This window comes from Gilvimarinus sp. 1_MG-2023, assembly GCF_030548285.1.
In genome coordinates this window covers 206,921-223,590 of sequence record NZ_JAUOSC010000001.1, presented here as the reverse complement: position 1 = coordinate 223,590, position 16,670 = coordinate 206,921, and the positions used below count along the sequence as shown (strand labels likewise).

The 16,670-nt window shown below is 47.9% G+C and carries 14 protein-coding genes and 1 tRNA gene; 2 read left to right on the top strand and 13 right to left on the bottom strand.

Features of this window, described 5'->3' with window-relative positions; genetic code table 11:
• Positions 1 to 80 precede the first annotated feature (80 nt).
• From clpP to ffh, 9 genes are all read right to left on the bottom strand, one after another.
• A complete protein-coding gene (clpP, locus tag Q4563_RS00975; protein ID WP_215977389.1) occupies positions 81 to 716 on the bottom strand; it encodes an ATP-dependent Clp endopeptidase proteolytic subunit ClpP in 636 nt (211 codons plus the stop codon).
• Positions 717 to 886: 170 nt separating this feature from the next.
• Positions 887 to 2,203, bottom strand: a complete 1,317-nt coding sequence (gene tig / locus Q4563_RS00970) for a trigger factor (protein ID WP_303603305.1) — start codon at positions 2,201 to 2,203, stop codon at positions 887 to 889.
• Between the two features lie 77 nt (positions 2,204 to 2,280).
• Positions 2,281 to 2,365, bottom strand: a tRNA-Leu gene (locus tag Q4563_RS00965).
• Between the two features lie 364 nt (positions 2,366 to 2,729).
• Positions 2,730 to 3,905 (bottom strand): acetyl-CoA C-acyltransferase FadA, encoded by a 1,176-nt coding sequence (gene fadA / locus Q4563_RS00960; RefSeq protein ID WP_303603304.1) that lies wholly within the window; start codon positions 3,903 to 3,905, stop codon positions 2,730 to 2,732.
• 1 nt (position 3,906) lies between these two features.
• Positions 3,907 to 6,063 (bottom strand): fatty acid oxidation complex subunit alpha FadB, encoded by a 2,157-nt coding sequence (gene fadB, locus Q4563_RS00955; RefSeq protein WP_303603303.1) that lies wholly within the window; start codon positions 6,061 to 6,063, stop codon positions 3,907 to 3,909.
• Positions 6,064 to 6,080: 17 nt separating this feature from the next.
• Positions 6,081 to 6,644, bottom strand: a complete 564-nt coding sequence (locus Q4563_RS23540; RefSeq protein ID WP_215977385.1) for a helix-turn-helix domain-containing protein — start codon at positions 6,642 to 6,644, stop codon at positions 6,081 to 6,083.
• 12 nt (positions 6,645 to 6,656) lie between these two features.
• The gene (locus tag Q4563_RS00945; protein WP_303603302.1) at positions 6,657 to 8,342 is read right to left on the bottom strand and encodes an NAD-dependent malic enzyme; all 1,686 of its coding nucleotides are present in this window, start codon (positions 8,340 to 8,342) and stop codon (positions 6,657 to 6,659) included.
• Between the two features lie 37 nt (positions 8,343 to 8,379).
• The gene (locus tag Q4563_RS00940) at positions 8,380 to 8,769 is read right to left on the bottom strand and encodes an META domain-containing protein (RefSeq protein WP_303603301.1); all 390 of its coding nucleotides are present in this window, start codon (positions 8,767 to 8,769) and stop codon (positions 8,380 to 8,382) included.
• Positions 8,770 to 8,960: 191 nt separating this feature from the next.
• Entirely contained in the window at positions 8,961 to 10,349 is a 1,389-nt protein-coding gene (gene ffh / locus Q4563_RS00935) for a signal recognition particle protein (RefSeq protein WP_215977382.1), read from the bottom strand.
• A 245-nt stretch (positions 10,350 to 10,594) separates the two neighbouring features.
• Here ffh and Q4563_RS00930 point away from each other — a divergent pair, with 245 nt between their 5' ends.
• Entirely contained in the window at positions 10,595 to 11,395 is an 801-nt protein-coding gene (locus tag Q4563_RS00930; RefSeq protein ID WP_215977381.1) for a cytochrome C assembly family protein, read from the top strand.
• 82 nt (positions 11,396 to 11,477) lie between these two features.
• Entirely contained in the window at positions 11,478 to 12,752 is a 1,275-nt protein-coding gene (locus Q4563_RS00925) for an HlyC/CorC family transporter (RefSeq protein ID WP_215977380.1), read from the top strand.
• A 118-nt stretch (positions 12,753 to 12,870) separates the two neighbouring features.
• On the opposite strand, the gene Q4563_RS00920 is transcribed toward Q4563_RS00925, so the two are convergent.
• The 4 genes from Q4563_RS00920 to Q4563_RS00905 are packed head-to-tail and all read right to left on the bottom strand — an operon-like array spanning position 12,871 to position 16,592.
• Positions 12,871 to 13,074 carry a hypothetical protein gene (locus Q4563_RS00920; RefSeq protein WP_303603300.1) on the bottom strand — a complete coding sequence of 68 codons (204 nt, stop codon included), beginning with the start codon at positions 13,072 to 13,074 and terminating at the stop codon, positions 12,871 to 12,873.
• Between the two features lie 18 nt (positions 13,075 to 13,092).
• Positions 13,093 to 13,437: a rhodanese-like domain-containing protein gene (locus tag Q4563_RS00915; protein ID WP_215977378.1), complete on the bottom strand. Its 345-nt coding sequence runs from the start codon at positions 13,435 to 13,437 to the stop codon at positions 13,093 to 13,095.
• 31 nt (positions 13,438 to 13,468) lie between these two features.
• Complete coding sequence (gene cysS / locus Q4563_RS00910) at positions 13,469 to 14,857, bottom strand: cysteine--tRNA ligase (protein WP_215977377.1); 1,389 nt, start codon at positions 14,855 to 14,857, stop codon at positions 13,469 to 13,471.
• A gap of 34 nt (positions 14,858 to 14,891) precedes the next feature.
• Positions 14,892 to 16,592 (bottom strand): glutamine--tRNA ligase/YqeY domain fusion protein, encoded by a 1,701-nt coding sequence (locus tag Q4563_RS00905; RefSeq protein WP_303603299.1) that lies wholly within the window; start codon positions 16,590 to 16,592, stop codon positions 14,892 to 14,894.
• Positions 16,593 to 16,670: the final 78 nt, after the last annotated feature.

Below are 16,670 nucleotides of genomic sequence, written 5' to 3'. Positions count from 1 at the left end.
CTCTCAGAGTTAAAGATGACCCCTTTAACTCAATTTTTCAAGCCCTATGGCGCTCTGCATAAGGCACAACTGATGATATCTTAGGATTCTGAGCGTATCTGTACCACAGAATCGACAATTCCATACTCTTTGGACTCTTCCGCCGACATAAACTTATCACGCTCAGTATCCAGTTCGACTTGCTCCAGTGTCTGACCGGTATGAGAAGCCAGCAGATCGTTCAGACGACGGCGAATTTTCAGAATTTCTTGAGCGTGAATGTTGATATCGGAAGCCTGCCCCTGGGCACCGCCACTAGGCTGATGAATCATGACTCGCGAGTTAGGCAAGCAGTGGCGCTTACCCGCTGCCCCTGATGCCAGCAGGAAAGCCCCCATAGAACAAGCTTGCCCCATACACATGGTGCTCACATCGGGCTTAATAAACTGCATAGTGTCGTAAATGGACATCCCTGCTGTTACTGACCCGCCGGGAGAGTTGATATACAAGTGAATGTCTTTATCTGGATTCTCGGCTTCCAAAAACAGTAATTGCGCCACCACCAGATTGGCCATATGGTCTTCAACCTGTCCGGTGAGAAAAATCACGCGCTCCTTCAACAGCCGGGAGTAAATATCGTACGAACGCTCTCCACGAGCGGTTTGCTCTACCACCATTGGCACCAGGCCACTTGCGGATACTTCCAGCGAATTGCGATCTTCTAACTGATAGGACATTTGGTTACACACCCTTTTCTAAAACATTCAAAATACAATCCGATCGATTTCGGACTACTTATTAAGAAGGAGCTTAACCTGAGATGAAAGGATTGGCCAGAGGTGACAACAAAAAGGTAAGAGAAGTGGCCGCGAAACGAGCGTTTCGCGGCATTTTTATTCAAAAAGCGTTATTTTTCAGCCTTTTGAGGCTGCATAATTTCATCATAGGTCGAGGTTTCTTCGCTCACTTCGGCCTTGGCGAGAATATGCTCCACAACTTGATCTTCCAAAACAGCTGACTCTACACCGGCTAAAAGCTCACGCTGACCGTAGTAATAGTCAATAACTTCTTGCGGATCTTCGTAAGTAGTGGCGATCTCTTCTACCATTTTCTTCACAGACTTTGGATCGGCCTGTAATTTGGCGTCTTTAACCACCTCACCCACAATCAAACCTAAAGAGACGCGACGCTTGGCGTCTTCTTCGAACATGGTGTCCGGCAGGAGTGACTTGGCATCAAAACCCTTGGGCTGCTGACCAAAACGCTGCATCATTTGATTGCGCAGAACGTTGACCTCATTGGCAACAAGCGCTTTGGGCAGTTCAACCTCATGCGACTCGATCAACTGATCCATTACCTGAGACTTAACCTTAGATTTAAGCGCATTTTTCAACTCGCGCTCCATATTGGCTTTCACTTCTTTCTGGAAAGCTTTAATACCGCCCTTCTCTAAACCGTACTGCTGGAAAAAAGGCTTTTTCAGCTCAGGTAACTGCTGCTCTGAAACAGTATTAACTTTAATCAAAAATTCAGCATCGGCACCTTTTAGCTCTTCAGCTTGGTAATCGTCCGGGAAGGTAACCTTGATGGTTTTCTCCTCACCGGCTTTCATGCCAACAATACCATCCTCAAAACCCGGGATCATAGAGTTCGAACCGAGTGTTAAGTTATGACCGGAGGCTTTACCACCGTCAAATTCTTCGCCATCTTTAGTACCGGTAAAATCAATATTTACCTGATCTCCCTCTTTCGCAGCACGGTCTACTTCTTCCCAGGTGGCGGCCTGAGTGCGTAAAACTTCAATCATATTATCGACATCTTGGTCGGTAATATCGGCGCTGTAACGGGTCACTTTAAAACCGTCAACATCCTTAAGTGCTACTTCAGGGTAGACTTCAAAGGTCGCGACAAATTCAAGATCCTTACCTTCACCCATTTCTTTAGGCTGGATGCTTGGTTGACCGGCAGGTTTAACGTCTTCTTTACGAGCCGCTTCGTAGAAAGAACGGCTGATTACTTCACCCACAACTTCCTGACGAACACCGGCACCGTAGCGCTGCTTAACCACTTTCATCGGCACTTTGCCTTTACGGAAGCCGTTCAAGCGGATGTTTTTAGCAGCTTCTTTTAAGCGCTTTTCAATTTCGCCTTCCACAGTATCAGCGGGTACGCCGATGGTCAGGCGACGCTCTAAGCCAGAAGTCGATTCGATTGAAACCTGCATAGTGTCCTCGTGAAATACATCAATGCTTAGTGCATCGTTTGAAGCGTCATTATCATTAACAACGCCTTCGCTTATAATGGTGCGGTCGGAGAGACTTGAACTCTCACACCTTGCGGCACCAGAACCTAAATCTGGCGTGTCTACCAATTCCACCACGACCGCGTGCCTTTTCAGGCTCACGCACCCACCTCAAACCCTTGATTTTTAAACGATTTTCCAATCAATCAAGATGACGGATGCGAGAAGGGTGCAGATTTTGCCACACTCCACCAAAGGGTTCAACAACTCCTTTAAGAATTATTGAAAATAGCAGCAAGAATACCGTTAATTGATCAATTTTGAGACAGAACAGAGCCTGCAAGCATGATCCGGGTAAACTATTTGGTGGAATTGCTCACAAAAAAGACGAAGGCAGCGTCAACCAAACAAAAAATCGGCGTTTTACAGCAGCGCCGAATAGGTAAAGCCTGTGCTGTTTTTTAGCCTCGGCGGGTATAAAGAGATTATTAGGCCCTATCAACAAGAGTTAATAGCGCTCAATAATGGTGCTAATGCCCTGCCCCAAGCCAATACACATGGTTGCCAGACCAAGGGTTGCCCCCTTTTGCTCCATAACCGTTAATAGCGAACCGGTAATGCGTGTTCCCGAGCAACCAAAGGGATGCCCTAAAGCGATCGCCCCACCGTGCAAATTGACTCTTTCATCCATGGTGTCGAGCAACTTCAAATCTTTTAGCACTGGTAGAGCTTGCGCGGCAAAGGCCTCATTGAGCTCCACACACTCAATATCGTCGATATCCAGGTTCGCCTTACTTAAGGCTTTTTGCGTAGAGGGCACAGGTCCGTACCCCATAATTGATGGGTCAACACCCGCTACTGCCATAGACACTACCCGAGCAATGGGGACAAGCCCCAAGGCTTGCGCCCGCTCAGCCGAGAGCACCAGCATCGCTGAGGCCCCATCGGATAATTGCGAGGATGAACCCGCCGTAACCGCACCGTTTTTGGGGTCGAACACAGGCCTTAACCCTGCCAACCCCTCAAGTGTGGTGTCTTCTCGAATGGTTTCGTCCGCCGCCACCATGATCGGCACACCGCTATCATCGTGCCCGGCCACCGGAACAATCTCCCGTCCAAACTTCCCCTGATCCCGCGCATTTGCTGCCAGTTGGTGTGAGCGCAGAGAGAATTCATCCATTTGCTCGCGAGCGATGCCGTGTAGGCGCGCCAGATATTCCGCGGTAACCCCCATATTTCCCGCCGCTTTGGCCGCGTACAGGCCTAATTTCGGGTTGGGGTCTATCGCATCGTACATAGGTAAATGCCCTAAATGCTCTACCCCGCCAACTAAGTAAGCATCCCCTAAACCGGCCTGAATATTGGCCGCGGCACTGTGCAGCGCCGCCATAGACGAGCCACACAATCGATTGACTGTTTGCGCCGGCACATTAGTCGGCAAACCTGCCAACAACCAACTATTGCGCGCAATGTTAAACGCTTGCTCCTCGCGTTGCAGAACGCAGCCCCAAATAAAATCGTCAATCGAGGCCGGATCTAGCGCTGTGTTGCGTTGTAATACAGAGGTTATGAGCTCAGCGGAGATGTCATCCGCCCGAGCGTAGCGAAAACATCCGTTTTTGGAACGCCCCATTGCGCTGCGGCCATAATCGACAATAACTGCATCTCGAGGGTGAATATTCACGTTACGACTCCTCCAAAGGTACTACCGGCGGATAAAAAGTATCCTGTTTTGCCGCAAGTTTGCTGATAAAGCCACAGGGTTGATAAAGTGGGCTGAGATCAGCATAAGACTCCATAATTTGGGTGAGTTTATCTACCCCAAAGTCATCCACCCAGTGCAGCACACCGCCACGGTGCGCAGGAAAACCCGTTCCATAAACCATGGCCATATCGGCCTCTTGCGCGCTGGCAACGATTTTTTCGTCCAAACAACGGGACAGCTCGTTTACCATAGGGATCATCATGCGCATAACTATCTGCTCATCGCTAATATCCCGGACATCTCCATCACCCAACAAATCAAGGGCGGCTTGATTAACGGTTTTTTCTGGCCGGCCTTTTTTGGACAAAGTGTAGGCATAGAAACCTGAACCATTCTTTTGCCCCAGCTTGCCGGCTTGATACAACGCTTCAACTGCCGAGGTGTAGTTGCGAGACAAGCGATCAGGGAAGCCTTCGGCCATCACTTTTTCGGCGTGAATGGCGGTATCTAAACCCACCACATCAAGCAGGTACGCAGGTCCCATTGGCCAGCCCCATTTTTCCATAACCCGATCAATACGCTGATAATTCACCCCATCGCGTACCAGTAACGCAAAACCGGCAAAATAAGGAAATAAAACTCGGTTCACCAGAAAGCCCGGACAATCGTTTACCACCACCGGTTTCTTACCGAGCGACAAGGCTAAGGACACCACCGTTGCCAGTGTTTGATCTGAGGTTTGCTCCCCTCGGATTACCTCAACTAAAGGCATGGCATGTACTGGATTGAAAAAATGCATGCCACAGAAGGCCGATGGATTTTTTAAGCCTCGAGCAAGCTCGGTAATGGATATGGTTGAGGTGTTGGAGGTGAGTACTACCCCGTCGCAAACAGTCGCTTCGACCTCCTGCAATACTTTCTTTTTTATTTGTGCATTCTCAACCACAGCCTCAATAATTACACTGGCCTGGCCCACATCCTGATAATGCAGTGTGGGATCAATCCGATTGAGAGCCGCAGCCATATCGGCACTGCTCATTCGGCCCTTATCAACGCGTTTTTGCATCAATTTAGCCGCCTCTTGCAAGCCAATCTCAATGCCTTTTGCATCGATATCTTTCAATACCACAGGTTTCTTTTTATAGGCCGCCTGGTAGGCAATACCACCCCCCATAATACCCGCGCCCAACACCGCAGTACGGTTAATATCAGCGGCAGTGCTTGCCAACTTTTTTGCTTTTTTCATCAGCAATTGATCGCTGACAAATAAATTAACCAAAGAGCGTGCAACCTTACCCGTCGCCACTTTTAAAAATTCATTAAGCTCAATCTCTTGTGCCTTACCACGCGCTTTGTCTGAAGCGGCCTGCATGGCATTAATAGCAGCCACTGGCGCTGGATAATGCGGACCGGCGATAGCCATAACGACGCCTTTACTAGACTCAAAAGCCATAGCCGCCTCGACAGCATTTAAACACAGCGGATTTTTTTTGCGCAGCCTACGGGCGTTATAATCTTGTGTGCCGCAGGCAATATCGTTTAACACCTTGTGTGCGGCATCAACAAAATTATCTGACTCAATAATCGCGTCAATGACTCCCGCTTTTAGTGCCTGCTTGGCACTATGATCTTTACCCGAGCAAATCCAATCGATGGCCGTGTCGGCGCCAGCAATACGTGGTAAACGTACCGTTCCACTCCACCCGGGAATAATGCCCAGCTTTGTTTCAGGCAAGCCTATGCGCAGGGTTGAATCTGCCAAGCGAAAATCGCAGGCCAGCGCGAACTCTAGCCCCCCTCCTAGGGTGTAAGAGTTCAAACACACCACGGTGGGGAAAGGTAAATCTTCTAGACGATTAAAGTTTTGTATGTTTTTCGCCAAATGCTTGCTGATAGCCGCCTCCCCTTTGGCAAAGACGGGGGAAAACTCATGAACATCGGCGCCCACCATAAAACTAGACTTAGCACTGATAATAATTAACCCTCGAGCGTTGGAGTGCTCTAGTTTGGTTAATGCTAAATCCAGCTCGTTTACGGTGGCTCGATTAAAGGTATTGACGCTGCAACCTGCGGCATCGAATCGCAGCGTGGCAATATTATCTTCTAAAGTAAGGTTTAGGCGCTCGCCTTGATACATAGGGAACCTCGGGTAGGTTACTCGCCCTCCTGAGAAGCGACAATTATTTCAGCCGGCTCAGTTAGCGACTCATTACAGGCGCGAAAAGGCGTGTAGGCCTGCAAATAAAAGCCCTCTCCCGCCGTTAATTTACGCACAGTTGACCCTGCTGATAGTAGTATATTGCCGGAAAATATCCAGCCAGCTTGATCAAAAAAACTTGTTAACGGTGCATCTCCAGTGCCGGAGTCGGGGCGAAAATACAATCGCTTAAAAGTCACGCTTCGCCCCACTAACTTTTCCGCTAGAACTTGCATGTAACCATAGGGCTTATCATGCTTTTGCATATCGTTCTCGCCATAAAATACATCTTCAGTCTGGTTCTCACCACAAGCAAAGAAGTGCGATAACGTCATAGGAATACCGGACAAAACTTTTTCCAGCGACTGTACACTGGGGCTTACCTGCCCCTGCTCAATCATGGAAATACTGCTATTGGTCACACCCGCCCGCTTAGCCAGTTCGCGCTGAGAGAATCCGTTTCCCTCGCGAATTGCTTTTAACTTTAACCCCAGGGCAATACCGGACTGCGTCACTGCCATATCGACCTCTGTTTAAAATGAAGTTCTACGATAGTCACGGTAACTGGGGTGCCAGAAATTCTTCTCAATTTTAGTGACCATCAGCTCTTCTGGTACCGACATAGCAACACCATCGGCTACCGCCTGACGAAACACCTCGAGTGCAATGGTTTTACTCACACTGCGAATATCTTCTAAATCTGGCAAAAGCGGACCCTCGCCTGTATTCGCCAAGGGCGATAATTTGGCCAGAGCCCGAGAGGCCGCCAACATCATACTGTCGGTAATTTTGTTTGCTTTGGCACTCAAAACACCTAAGCCGACCCCCGGAAAAATGTAACTGTTGTTGCACTGAGCAATCGGGTGTAAACGACCGCCTATATCAACCGGCGCAAACGGACTGCCGGTTGCCACAATAGCGCGACCACCCGTCCAGCGCAGAATGTCCACCGGCTGACCTTCAACCCGAGATGTTGGATTGGATAAAGGTAAAATTATGGGTCGCTCGCAATGAGCTTGCATACTGTCAACAAGAGCTTTATTGAATAAGCCCGGTTGACCAGACACGCCTACCAAGACTGTGGGCATTGCATTACGCACTACATCCGCCAAGCCAACCACACCCGGCTTATCCAACAACCATTCACTAATTAAAGACTCAGGCTTACAGAACCGCTTTTGAAATGACAATAGATTTTGTGAACCCGTGGTTAGTAAACCGTCACGATTAACCAGATACACCTGAGAATGTGCCTGCTCTTCACTAACCCCCGACTCAATCATGGCGGCAATAACTTGGTCAGCAATTCCACAACCGGCTGACCCTGCTCCGGCAAAAACAAAGGTTTGTTCAGCCAGCGTTTCTTTTTTAGTTAAACAAGCCGCCAATAAGGTCCCCACCGTTACCGATGCTGTACCCTGAACATCATCATTAAAACAGCAAATATCGTCGCGATATTTTTCCAGCAAAGGTGTTGCATGGTTTTGTGCGAAATCTTCAAACTGTAGCAATGCATTCGGCCAGCGCACCTTAACCGCCTGAATAAACTGGTCGACGAACTGGTAGTACTCGTCATCGCTGATTCGTTCATGCCGCCAGCCCATGTACATTGGATCGTTGATTAACTCGCGATTATTGCAGCCCACATCCAAAACTACAGGCAGTGTATAGGCCGGGCTAATACCACCGCACGCAGTATACAGAGCAAGTTTGCCAATAGGGATGCCCATACCTCCAATCCCTTGATCGCCCAAGCCAAGTATTCGCTCTCCATCAGTGACTACAATGACTTTCACATTGTGTTTGGTGGCATTTTGTAAAATATCATCCAGCCGGTGACGGTCTGGATAGGAGACAAAAAGACCCCGCTTACGACGATAAATTTTTGAGAAAAGCTGACAGGCTTCACCTACAGTAGGAGTGTAAATTAACGGCATAATCTCGCTTAAATGTTCGGTAACTAAGCGAAAATACAGTGTTTCATTGGTATCTTGAATATTGCGTAAATAAATATGCTTATCAATATCTGTTTTGAATGAGCACAATTGCTCATAGGCCCGCGCTTTTTGCTCTTCAATGGTTTCAATACTAAAAGGCAATAGCCCCTCAAGATTAAATGCTTGGCGCTCTTGGCGGCTAAACGCACTGCCTTTATTAAGCAGAGGCGCCTCAAGCAATGCAGGGCCCGCAAAGGGAATATAAATAGGTCTGGAATTCACAAGTTTACCTGTCTTTAAATATGAACGCGCGTAAGTGTTATTCGATTACTTTACGTGCTTGTAATTGGGGCTTGCCGTGCTCATCGATAAATACGAGCTGGTCATTGACAACTTCAACCTGCCATTGACCCTGTAATGCCTGTAATAATCGTTGTTCAATTTGCATGATACCGGGCAGGCACATCTTTCGAGTGGTGGCGAGATTGTCGGCAATCTGCAAAAGGTTGCCATCAATGCTATAGCGCCCAACAAATTGATTACAGCCACTATTGCCAGCAAGTTTAGACGGCGAATTGAAGGCCAAATGTGCCTGCAAGTCAGGATTTACTGTGTTGCCGCCAACCGACTCCAGCTGCCAAGTGCCTGCAATAAGTACAGCTAAATCCGCTTCAGTATGGCCAGCGTCCGAGGTTGAACCAGAATCCATTAACTGACAGCTTGCCAAAATGAAGCAAGCTAGAAAAACAATACCACGATACATCATTCGCTCCTTTAATCAGCACATTGCCGAATCAGGCAGATCATTCACTGTTTGTATGATCTTAGCCAGTTTTAGTACTTTGTACACCCCCTAAATACAAAAACGCCGAGCAGTGCTCGGCGCTATTGAGGAAAGTCTTACCGACCGAAACCTGGGGGCAAGCCACCGCCTGGAGCGCCACCACCGGGCATCATACCGCCCAAACCACGCATCATTTTCGACATGCCGCCACCTTTCATTTTTTTCATCATTTTAGCCATTTGCTTATGTTGTTTTAGCAAACGGTTAAGGTCTTGGATTTGTGTTCCAGAACCGGCAGTAATTCGTCGTTTACGCGAACTGTTTAAGGCATCTGGGTGCTTGCGCTCCCACGGAGTCATTGAACCAATGAGAGCCTCCATAACCTTAAATTGACTGCCCATATCGGCTTGCTGAACCATTTGCCCCATATTACCCATACCCGGTAACTTGTCCATCAGGCTGCCCAAGCCACCCATATCTTGCATTTGCTGGAGCTGGTCGCGCAAATCTTCCAAATCAAAGCTTTTGCCTTTAGAGACTTTTTTAACCAGCTTTTCGGCTTTATCTTTGTCTATTTTTCGCTCAGCTTCTTCGATAAGCGACATAATATCGCCCATACCGAGAATTCGCGATGCAATACGATCCGGGTGAAACGGCTCTAAGGCATCGACTTTTTCACCCATGCCAAGAAATTTAATTGGCTTACCCGTTACATGACGTACCGAAAGAGCCGCACCACCGCGAGCATCACCATCCGCTTTGGTTAGTACCACACCAGTTAGAGGCAGCGCTTCATTAAATGCTTTGGCAGTGTTAACAGCATCCTGACCGATCATGGCATCGATCACAAACAGGGTCTCTACCGGGTTTAATTGCTTATGCAGCCCCTGAATCTCCCCCATCAAGGTTTCGTCAATATGTAACCGGCCGGCTGTATCGACAATTAGGACATCGTAAAATTGACGTTTGGCATGATCCAGTGCCGCATCAGCAATCGCCGATGGCTTATCTTGCTCGGTAGAGGGAAAACATTCGACACCGATTTCAAGCGCCAGAGTTTTGAGCTGCTCAATCGCAGCCGGACGATAAACGTCGGCGCTGACCACCAAAACCTTTTTCTTTTCACGCTCAGTAAGAAACTTGGCGAGCTTGGCCACAGAGGTGGTCTTACCGGCACCTTGCAAGCCAGCCATTAATATGACCGCTGGCGGTTGCGCCGCTAAATTCAAGGACTCGTTAGACTCGCCCATCACCGCGACCATCTCGGCTTCAACAATTTTCAGAAATTGCTGGCCTGGGTTAAGCGCTTTACCCACCTGGGTACCCAGTGCCCGGGAGCGCACACGTCCGACAAAATCTTTCACCACTGGCAGGGCGACATCTGCCTCCAGCAGTGCTTTGCGCACCTCGCGCAAAGTCGCTTGAATATTGTCGTCAGTTAGACGAGCTTTACCCGACACCTTTTTAAAGGTGGCAGACAACCGATCTTGGAGATTCTCAAACATAACTAAATGACACCTAATCTTGGGCGTATTGCAAACATTGGGCAAATTATACCGTGTATGACCCCCTCTCGTCTTGCCCTGAGGCCCGACTTAAGCAAACTCAACGTGCCAGAACAACGCCAACACCGGGGGCTAACCATAATCGGAATAGTTAATAACGTTTCTCATTTAACACTTCTCAAGCTCGCTCGCTTATGACACACTCTACAGATAGAGATTAAGGTAAATAAGGGAATTTCAACCGGATGCCCGTGCTAATCGTACACATAATCGCAGCAGTCTTGTATCTGGCTGCGGGTGCTTTGCTACTCAATAAGTTTAAGACGCTCAGCTCGACGCGCCACCGCTGGCTATTGGCCACCACTGGCGCAGCCGTATTTGCCCACGCCATAGCCAGTCACCAGCTTATCGTGGGGGATCAAGGCCTACATTTGCAACTTTTCCCCACGTTATCGCTGGTATTCCTTGCTGTTAACACCATTGTTTTACTTAGCGCCCTGAAAAAACCGGTGCATAATTTATTTATACTGCTGATACCACTGACTGTTCTGGCCTTGTTTGGCTCACTCTACTTGAGCGGTGCCGGCGAAGTACAACCACTCACGCTGGGGCTCGCCAGTCATATACTCTTGGCCATTACCGCCTATAGCCTGTTAACCATTGCCACCTTGCAAGCCGTTTTTTTGACTTTCCAAATCTACCGCCTCAAGCATAAACGTGCCCTACCTCCTGTTGGGGTACTACCGCCCTTGCAGACGATGGAATCACTGTTGTTCGAAATGCTATGGGCTGGTCAAATACTCCTCACCGCCGCCATCATATCCGGGGCGCTCTTTGTCAGTGATCTGCTAGCACAGCACATGGTTCATAAAACTGTCTTTACAGTGCTTGCCTGGTGTATTTATGGCGTTTTACTTTGGGGCCGCCACTTTTTGGGCTGGCGCGGCTACACCGCTATTCGCTGGACTTTGGTGGGATTTGCCTGCCTAATGCTGGCTTATTTTGGTAGCAAGCTAGTTTTAGAGTTTATTCTAAAGATTGGCTAGGTTTGCAAGCATACTCTATTGCGCAAACGGCCAAACTCCTGCAAGATACTGGGCCGGTTTTTAGAACAGGTATGACACCTCCTTGAACGATATCCCCCTAGAGCTGCTGTATGGCATTCTGGCTATATTGCTGATCACATCGGCGTTCTTTTCGAGCTCCGAAACGGCAATGATGGCCATTAACCGCTATCGTCTAAAACACCTCAGTAAAAAAGGCCACAGCGGCGCCGAACGGGTTGAGCAGCTTTTAAAGCGCCCCGATCGCCTTATTGGCCTTATTTTGATTGGCAACAATCTTGCCAACAACTTTGCCGCCATCGTCACCACCGTTATAGCCATTCGTCTGTTGGGCGATTCTGGCGCCCTTGTGGGTGGTATTGTCCTGACGTTATTTATGTTGGTGTTCGCCGAGGTAACCCCCAAAACCTTAGCGACCCTTTACCCAGAACGTATTTCATTCGGCTCCAGCCTGATCCTAAAACCACTATCTTATTTGCTGATGCCGGCGGTTATGTTAGTTAATGCTATTTCCAACGGCGTGACCAAGCTCTTTGGCATCCATAAGGTACACAGCACGATAGAACACCTCGACCCCGAGGAGCTCAGAACAGTCGTGGATGAAGCCGGTGAGTTAATTCCGGATCAGCATCAGGGCATGCTACTTAATATTCTCGATTTAGAAAAGTCGACCGTCGAGGACATTATGATTCCCCGCAATGAAGTGGCAGGGCTAGACCTGGACGATAGCGTTGAGACCTTGCTGGAAAAAATACGCTCCAGTGAGTACACCCGCCTTCCGGTTTACAGTAATGACTTAAACAACGTCGCCGGCATACTGCACCTGCGCAATGTATCGCGTTTCCTAAATGGCGATGACGCCCAAGTTACACAAGATCAAATATTGTCATTTTCGGATGAGCCATATTTTGTTCCAGAATCCACCCCACTGCACACTCAGCTTCTGAATTTCCAATCACAGAAATGTCGTATAGCTTTAGTGGTTAACGAATACGGTGAGGTCCAAGGTATTGTGACTCTGGAAGATTTACTAGAAGAAATTGTCGGTGATTTCACCACCAATATTGCCGAAGAGAGTGAAGAAGATATTATTGAGCAAGAAGACGGCTCATTTAAAATACACGGTGGTACATTTATTCGTGACATTAACCGCGCACTCGACTGGTCGCTACCCACCGATGGACCCAAAACCCTAAACGGATTGGCCATGGAGTATATGGAACGCATCCCCGACGGCAACGTCAGCTTTAGTATTGACCAGTATATTTTTGAAACCGTTGAGATCACCGACAAAATGATCGGCTGGTTTCGGGTGCAAATGGACGAAACAGTTGTTTAACCCACTCCTGCAACGAGATATAAAATATCATTTAAACACGCACAATCATTGCCATTCATTCTTTTCAGTAGCAATGTCAGTCTAATTATACGGAATTAAGGGTTCTCCATGGTTAGCATTAGCGACGTAATTTGTGGATCACCCATCCCATTACGGCAGCGAGCAATAACAACACGGCCAACAATACAACTGTAATCAACAAATACGACCCAGCTTCCTGCCAGCTTAAGCCCCAACCATAAATAGCCAGCGCCACAAAGCAGGCTGATGCTAAAAAGCAGGTAGCGGCCAACCGGCGATAGCGACCTAGGCTGCGAATCATTACCTTACCTCATTCGAATTATTCTGCATTATGGTCATGCTCTGCAATCATTGCTTCAGCACCAACCGCATCCTGCGCATTAACAACATGTGTATAGCCCAGCTCATGCAAAACCTCTTTTGCCAACTCCGCTCGGCGCCCACTGCGACAATACAAAATAATTTCGGTGGATTTTTCGGCATTAATATCGATAACACCCTCGGCGATTTCATCGTGCGGTATATTGACAGCTTGCGCTACATGCCCTGCGGCATACTCCTCTGCGCTACGAACATCAATCACCACTCGCCCCTCACCATGCGCGAATGAACTTTGAACCCATAACAATACCGCTAAAGATGCAATTAAGCCCAACCATTTCATCCGTTACACCTCAGTATTAATATTGAATTTATTAACTTCGACGCCATAAGGTCCCTTGCGGCGAATCCTCTAACACGATACCCGCGTCGGTTAATAAGCCTCTAATCTCATCAGCCCGGGCATAATCTTTTGTCGCTTTAGCCTTTATTCGCTCCTCAATCAGAGCTTCAACCTCGACCGCCGACATTTCGTCCGCCGCCCCTGCCTGTAAGAATGCTTCTGGAGAGTCTTGCAAAATACCCAACACCTGCCCCATTGATTTAATGGCTGCGACCAATGGTTTGGTCACTGCTTCTTCAGTGGCGCTATTCAGGGCTCGCACTGCGTCAAACATCGCTGCCAGAGCCACACTGGTATTAAAGTCGTCTTCCATTGCCACGACAAATCGTGCGCTATACTCATCTGTCAGAGTATCAAAGGAGGCGGCAGGTACGGCTTCATGACCACGCAGTGCACTGTAGAAACGCTCAAGACCAGAACGCGCTTCAACTAGACTGTCTTCAGAGTAATTAATAGGACTACGATAATGACTACCCAATAGAACATAACGGATTATTTCTGGGTGGTATTTCTTTAATACCTCACGAATGGTGAAAAAATTGCCCAATGATTTAGACATCTTTTCACCATCCAGGCGAACGGCTCCTGCATGCATCCAGTAGTTGGCATAGGTACAACCATTAGCCGCCTCACTTTGTGCGATTTCATTCTCATGATGCGGAAATGGCAAATCGGGGCCGCCACCATGAATATCGAAATTAGCACCCAGGCAATGTTTACTCATGGCTGAACACTCAATATGCCAACCCGGCCGACCTTTGCCCCATGGGGATTCCCAACCAACGGCATTCGGTTCGGCATGTTTCCACAATGCAAAATCACGCGGGTCTTCTTTAACCTCACCCACTTCTACTCGAGCGCCTGCCAGTAAATCCTCAAGGTTCTTATTGGTTAGTTTGCCATAGTCAGCAAAGCTATTGACGCGGTAGTAAACATCGCCATTGGCAGCGGCATAAGCGTGGCCTTTATCAATGAGTGCTTTCACCATATTAATAATATCATCGATATGCGCTGTCGCACGGGGCTCTTTGTTGGGTGGTAAAATACCCAGAGCCCGCTCATCTTCGTGCATAAAATCGATAAACCGAGCGGTCAGATCAGTGTAGTCTTCACCATTTTCGTCCGCGCGTTGCAAAATTTTGTCATCGATATCGGTAATGTTGCGTACATAATCGACTTCCCAGCCACGAGCTTTGAGAAAACGCGTAATAACATCAAAAGCTACCAGCACCCGTGCATGACCGACATGGCAGAAGTCATACACGGTGACACCACACACATACAAGCTAATCTTTCCAGCCTGATTGGGCGTAAAAATTTCTTTTTGTCGCGTTAGTGTGCTGTAAATTTTGAGAGACATTACGCTTCCTGTAATACAAAAATTAAAAAAATGATTATTGTTGAGAGATTTTTGCCCAGCTGTCACGCAGGCTTATCGTTCGGTTAAAAACCGGCTTGCCAGCCTGCTGGCTATAGGTCTCATCAAAACAAAAATAACCTTCGCGCTCAAATTGGTAAGGTGCTTCAGATTGCGCACCGGCCAAAGAAGGTTCCGCTTTACAGCCGGTTAATACTTCTAAGCTGTTCGGATTAATACATTCAAGGAAATCACTTCCTCCGGCACCTGGATTTTCATCTTGAAACAATCTGTCGTACAGCCTCACCTCACAATCAATATGATTGCTGTCACTTACCCAATGAATAACACCTTTAGGCTTAACACCGTCGGCTGGATCTTTACCGATGGTATCGTCAATGATTCGCGCTTTCACCTCAACGATATTACCGGCACTGTCTTTAACACACTCATCGGCTTCAATCACATAGGCATTACGCAAACGAACTCGCTTGCCAATTACCAAACGCTTATATTTTTTGTTGGCTTCTTCACGGAAATCTTCGCAATCAATATACAGTGTTTTGCTGAAAGTCAACTCACGCACTGGCAAATCATCACGGTTAGGGTGGCCTGGCGCCGTTAAGGTTTGTGTTTTACCTTCGTCATAATTGGTTAGGGTCACTTTTAACGGGCGCAGCACACACATAGCTCGAGGCGCGTTTTTATCCAAATCATCACGCACACAAAACTCCAACATACCCACATCAACCACGCTATCCGAGCGAGTGACGCCGATGCGCTCACAGAAATTACGCAGTGATGCTGGGGTATAACCGCGGCGGCGCATGCCAGAAATTGTCGGCATTCGCGGGTCATCCCAACCATCTACATGTCCGTCTTCAACCAACTGTAGCAATTTACGCTTACTGGTTATGGTGTAATTCAGATTTAAACGTGCAAACTCATACTGCTTGGGTGCAGCAGGAACAGGTAGATTCTCAATAAACCATTCATATAAAGGTCTATGATCTTCAAACTCTAAAGTACAAATGGAGTGAGTCACCCCCTCAAGAGCATCACTTTGACCGTGGGCAAAGTCATAGGAAGGATAAATGCACCACTTATCACCTGTATGATGGTGACTGACATGCTTAATACGATAAAGAATGGGGTCGCGCATATTGATATTGGGCGCGGCCATATCAATTTTGGCGCGCAGTGAGCAGCTACCCTCTGGCATGTCGCCCGAACGCATTTTTTCAAAAAGAGCTAAGTTTTCATCCACACTGCGTTCGCGAAAGGGGCTGTTTTTACCCGGCTCTTTCAAGGTGCCACGGTGCTCTCGTGCCTGATCTGGAGATAGATCGCACACATAGGCTTTACCCGCTCGAATTAAATCCAACGCCCAAGTGTAAAGCTGATCAAAATAGTTGGAGGTAAAGCAAATATCACCCGCCCATTGAAAACCCAACCAAGAAACATCTTTCTTGATTGCCTCGACATACTCATCACTTTCTTTGGCAGGGTTGGTGTCATCAAAACGCAAGTTGCACTGCCCGCCAAATTCTTTAGCGAGTCCAAAATTAAGGCAGATTGATTTGGCGTGTCCAATATGCAGGTAACCATTTGGCTCTGGCGGAAACCGGGTCACTATAGCGCCCACCTGCCCAGCACTCAGATCAGCCTTAATAATGTTTTGCAAAAAATGCGCGGGTTTTTCGACCGCATTTTTCTCCGCTACGGGGTTGTCGCTCATACTGCTCTCAATCCAGATTCAATGGCGGCGCCATAATGGCACCAGAAAAGCTCACTATTGTATAACCTAGGGAGTTGT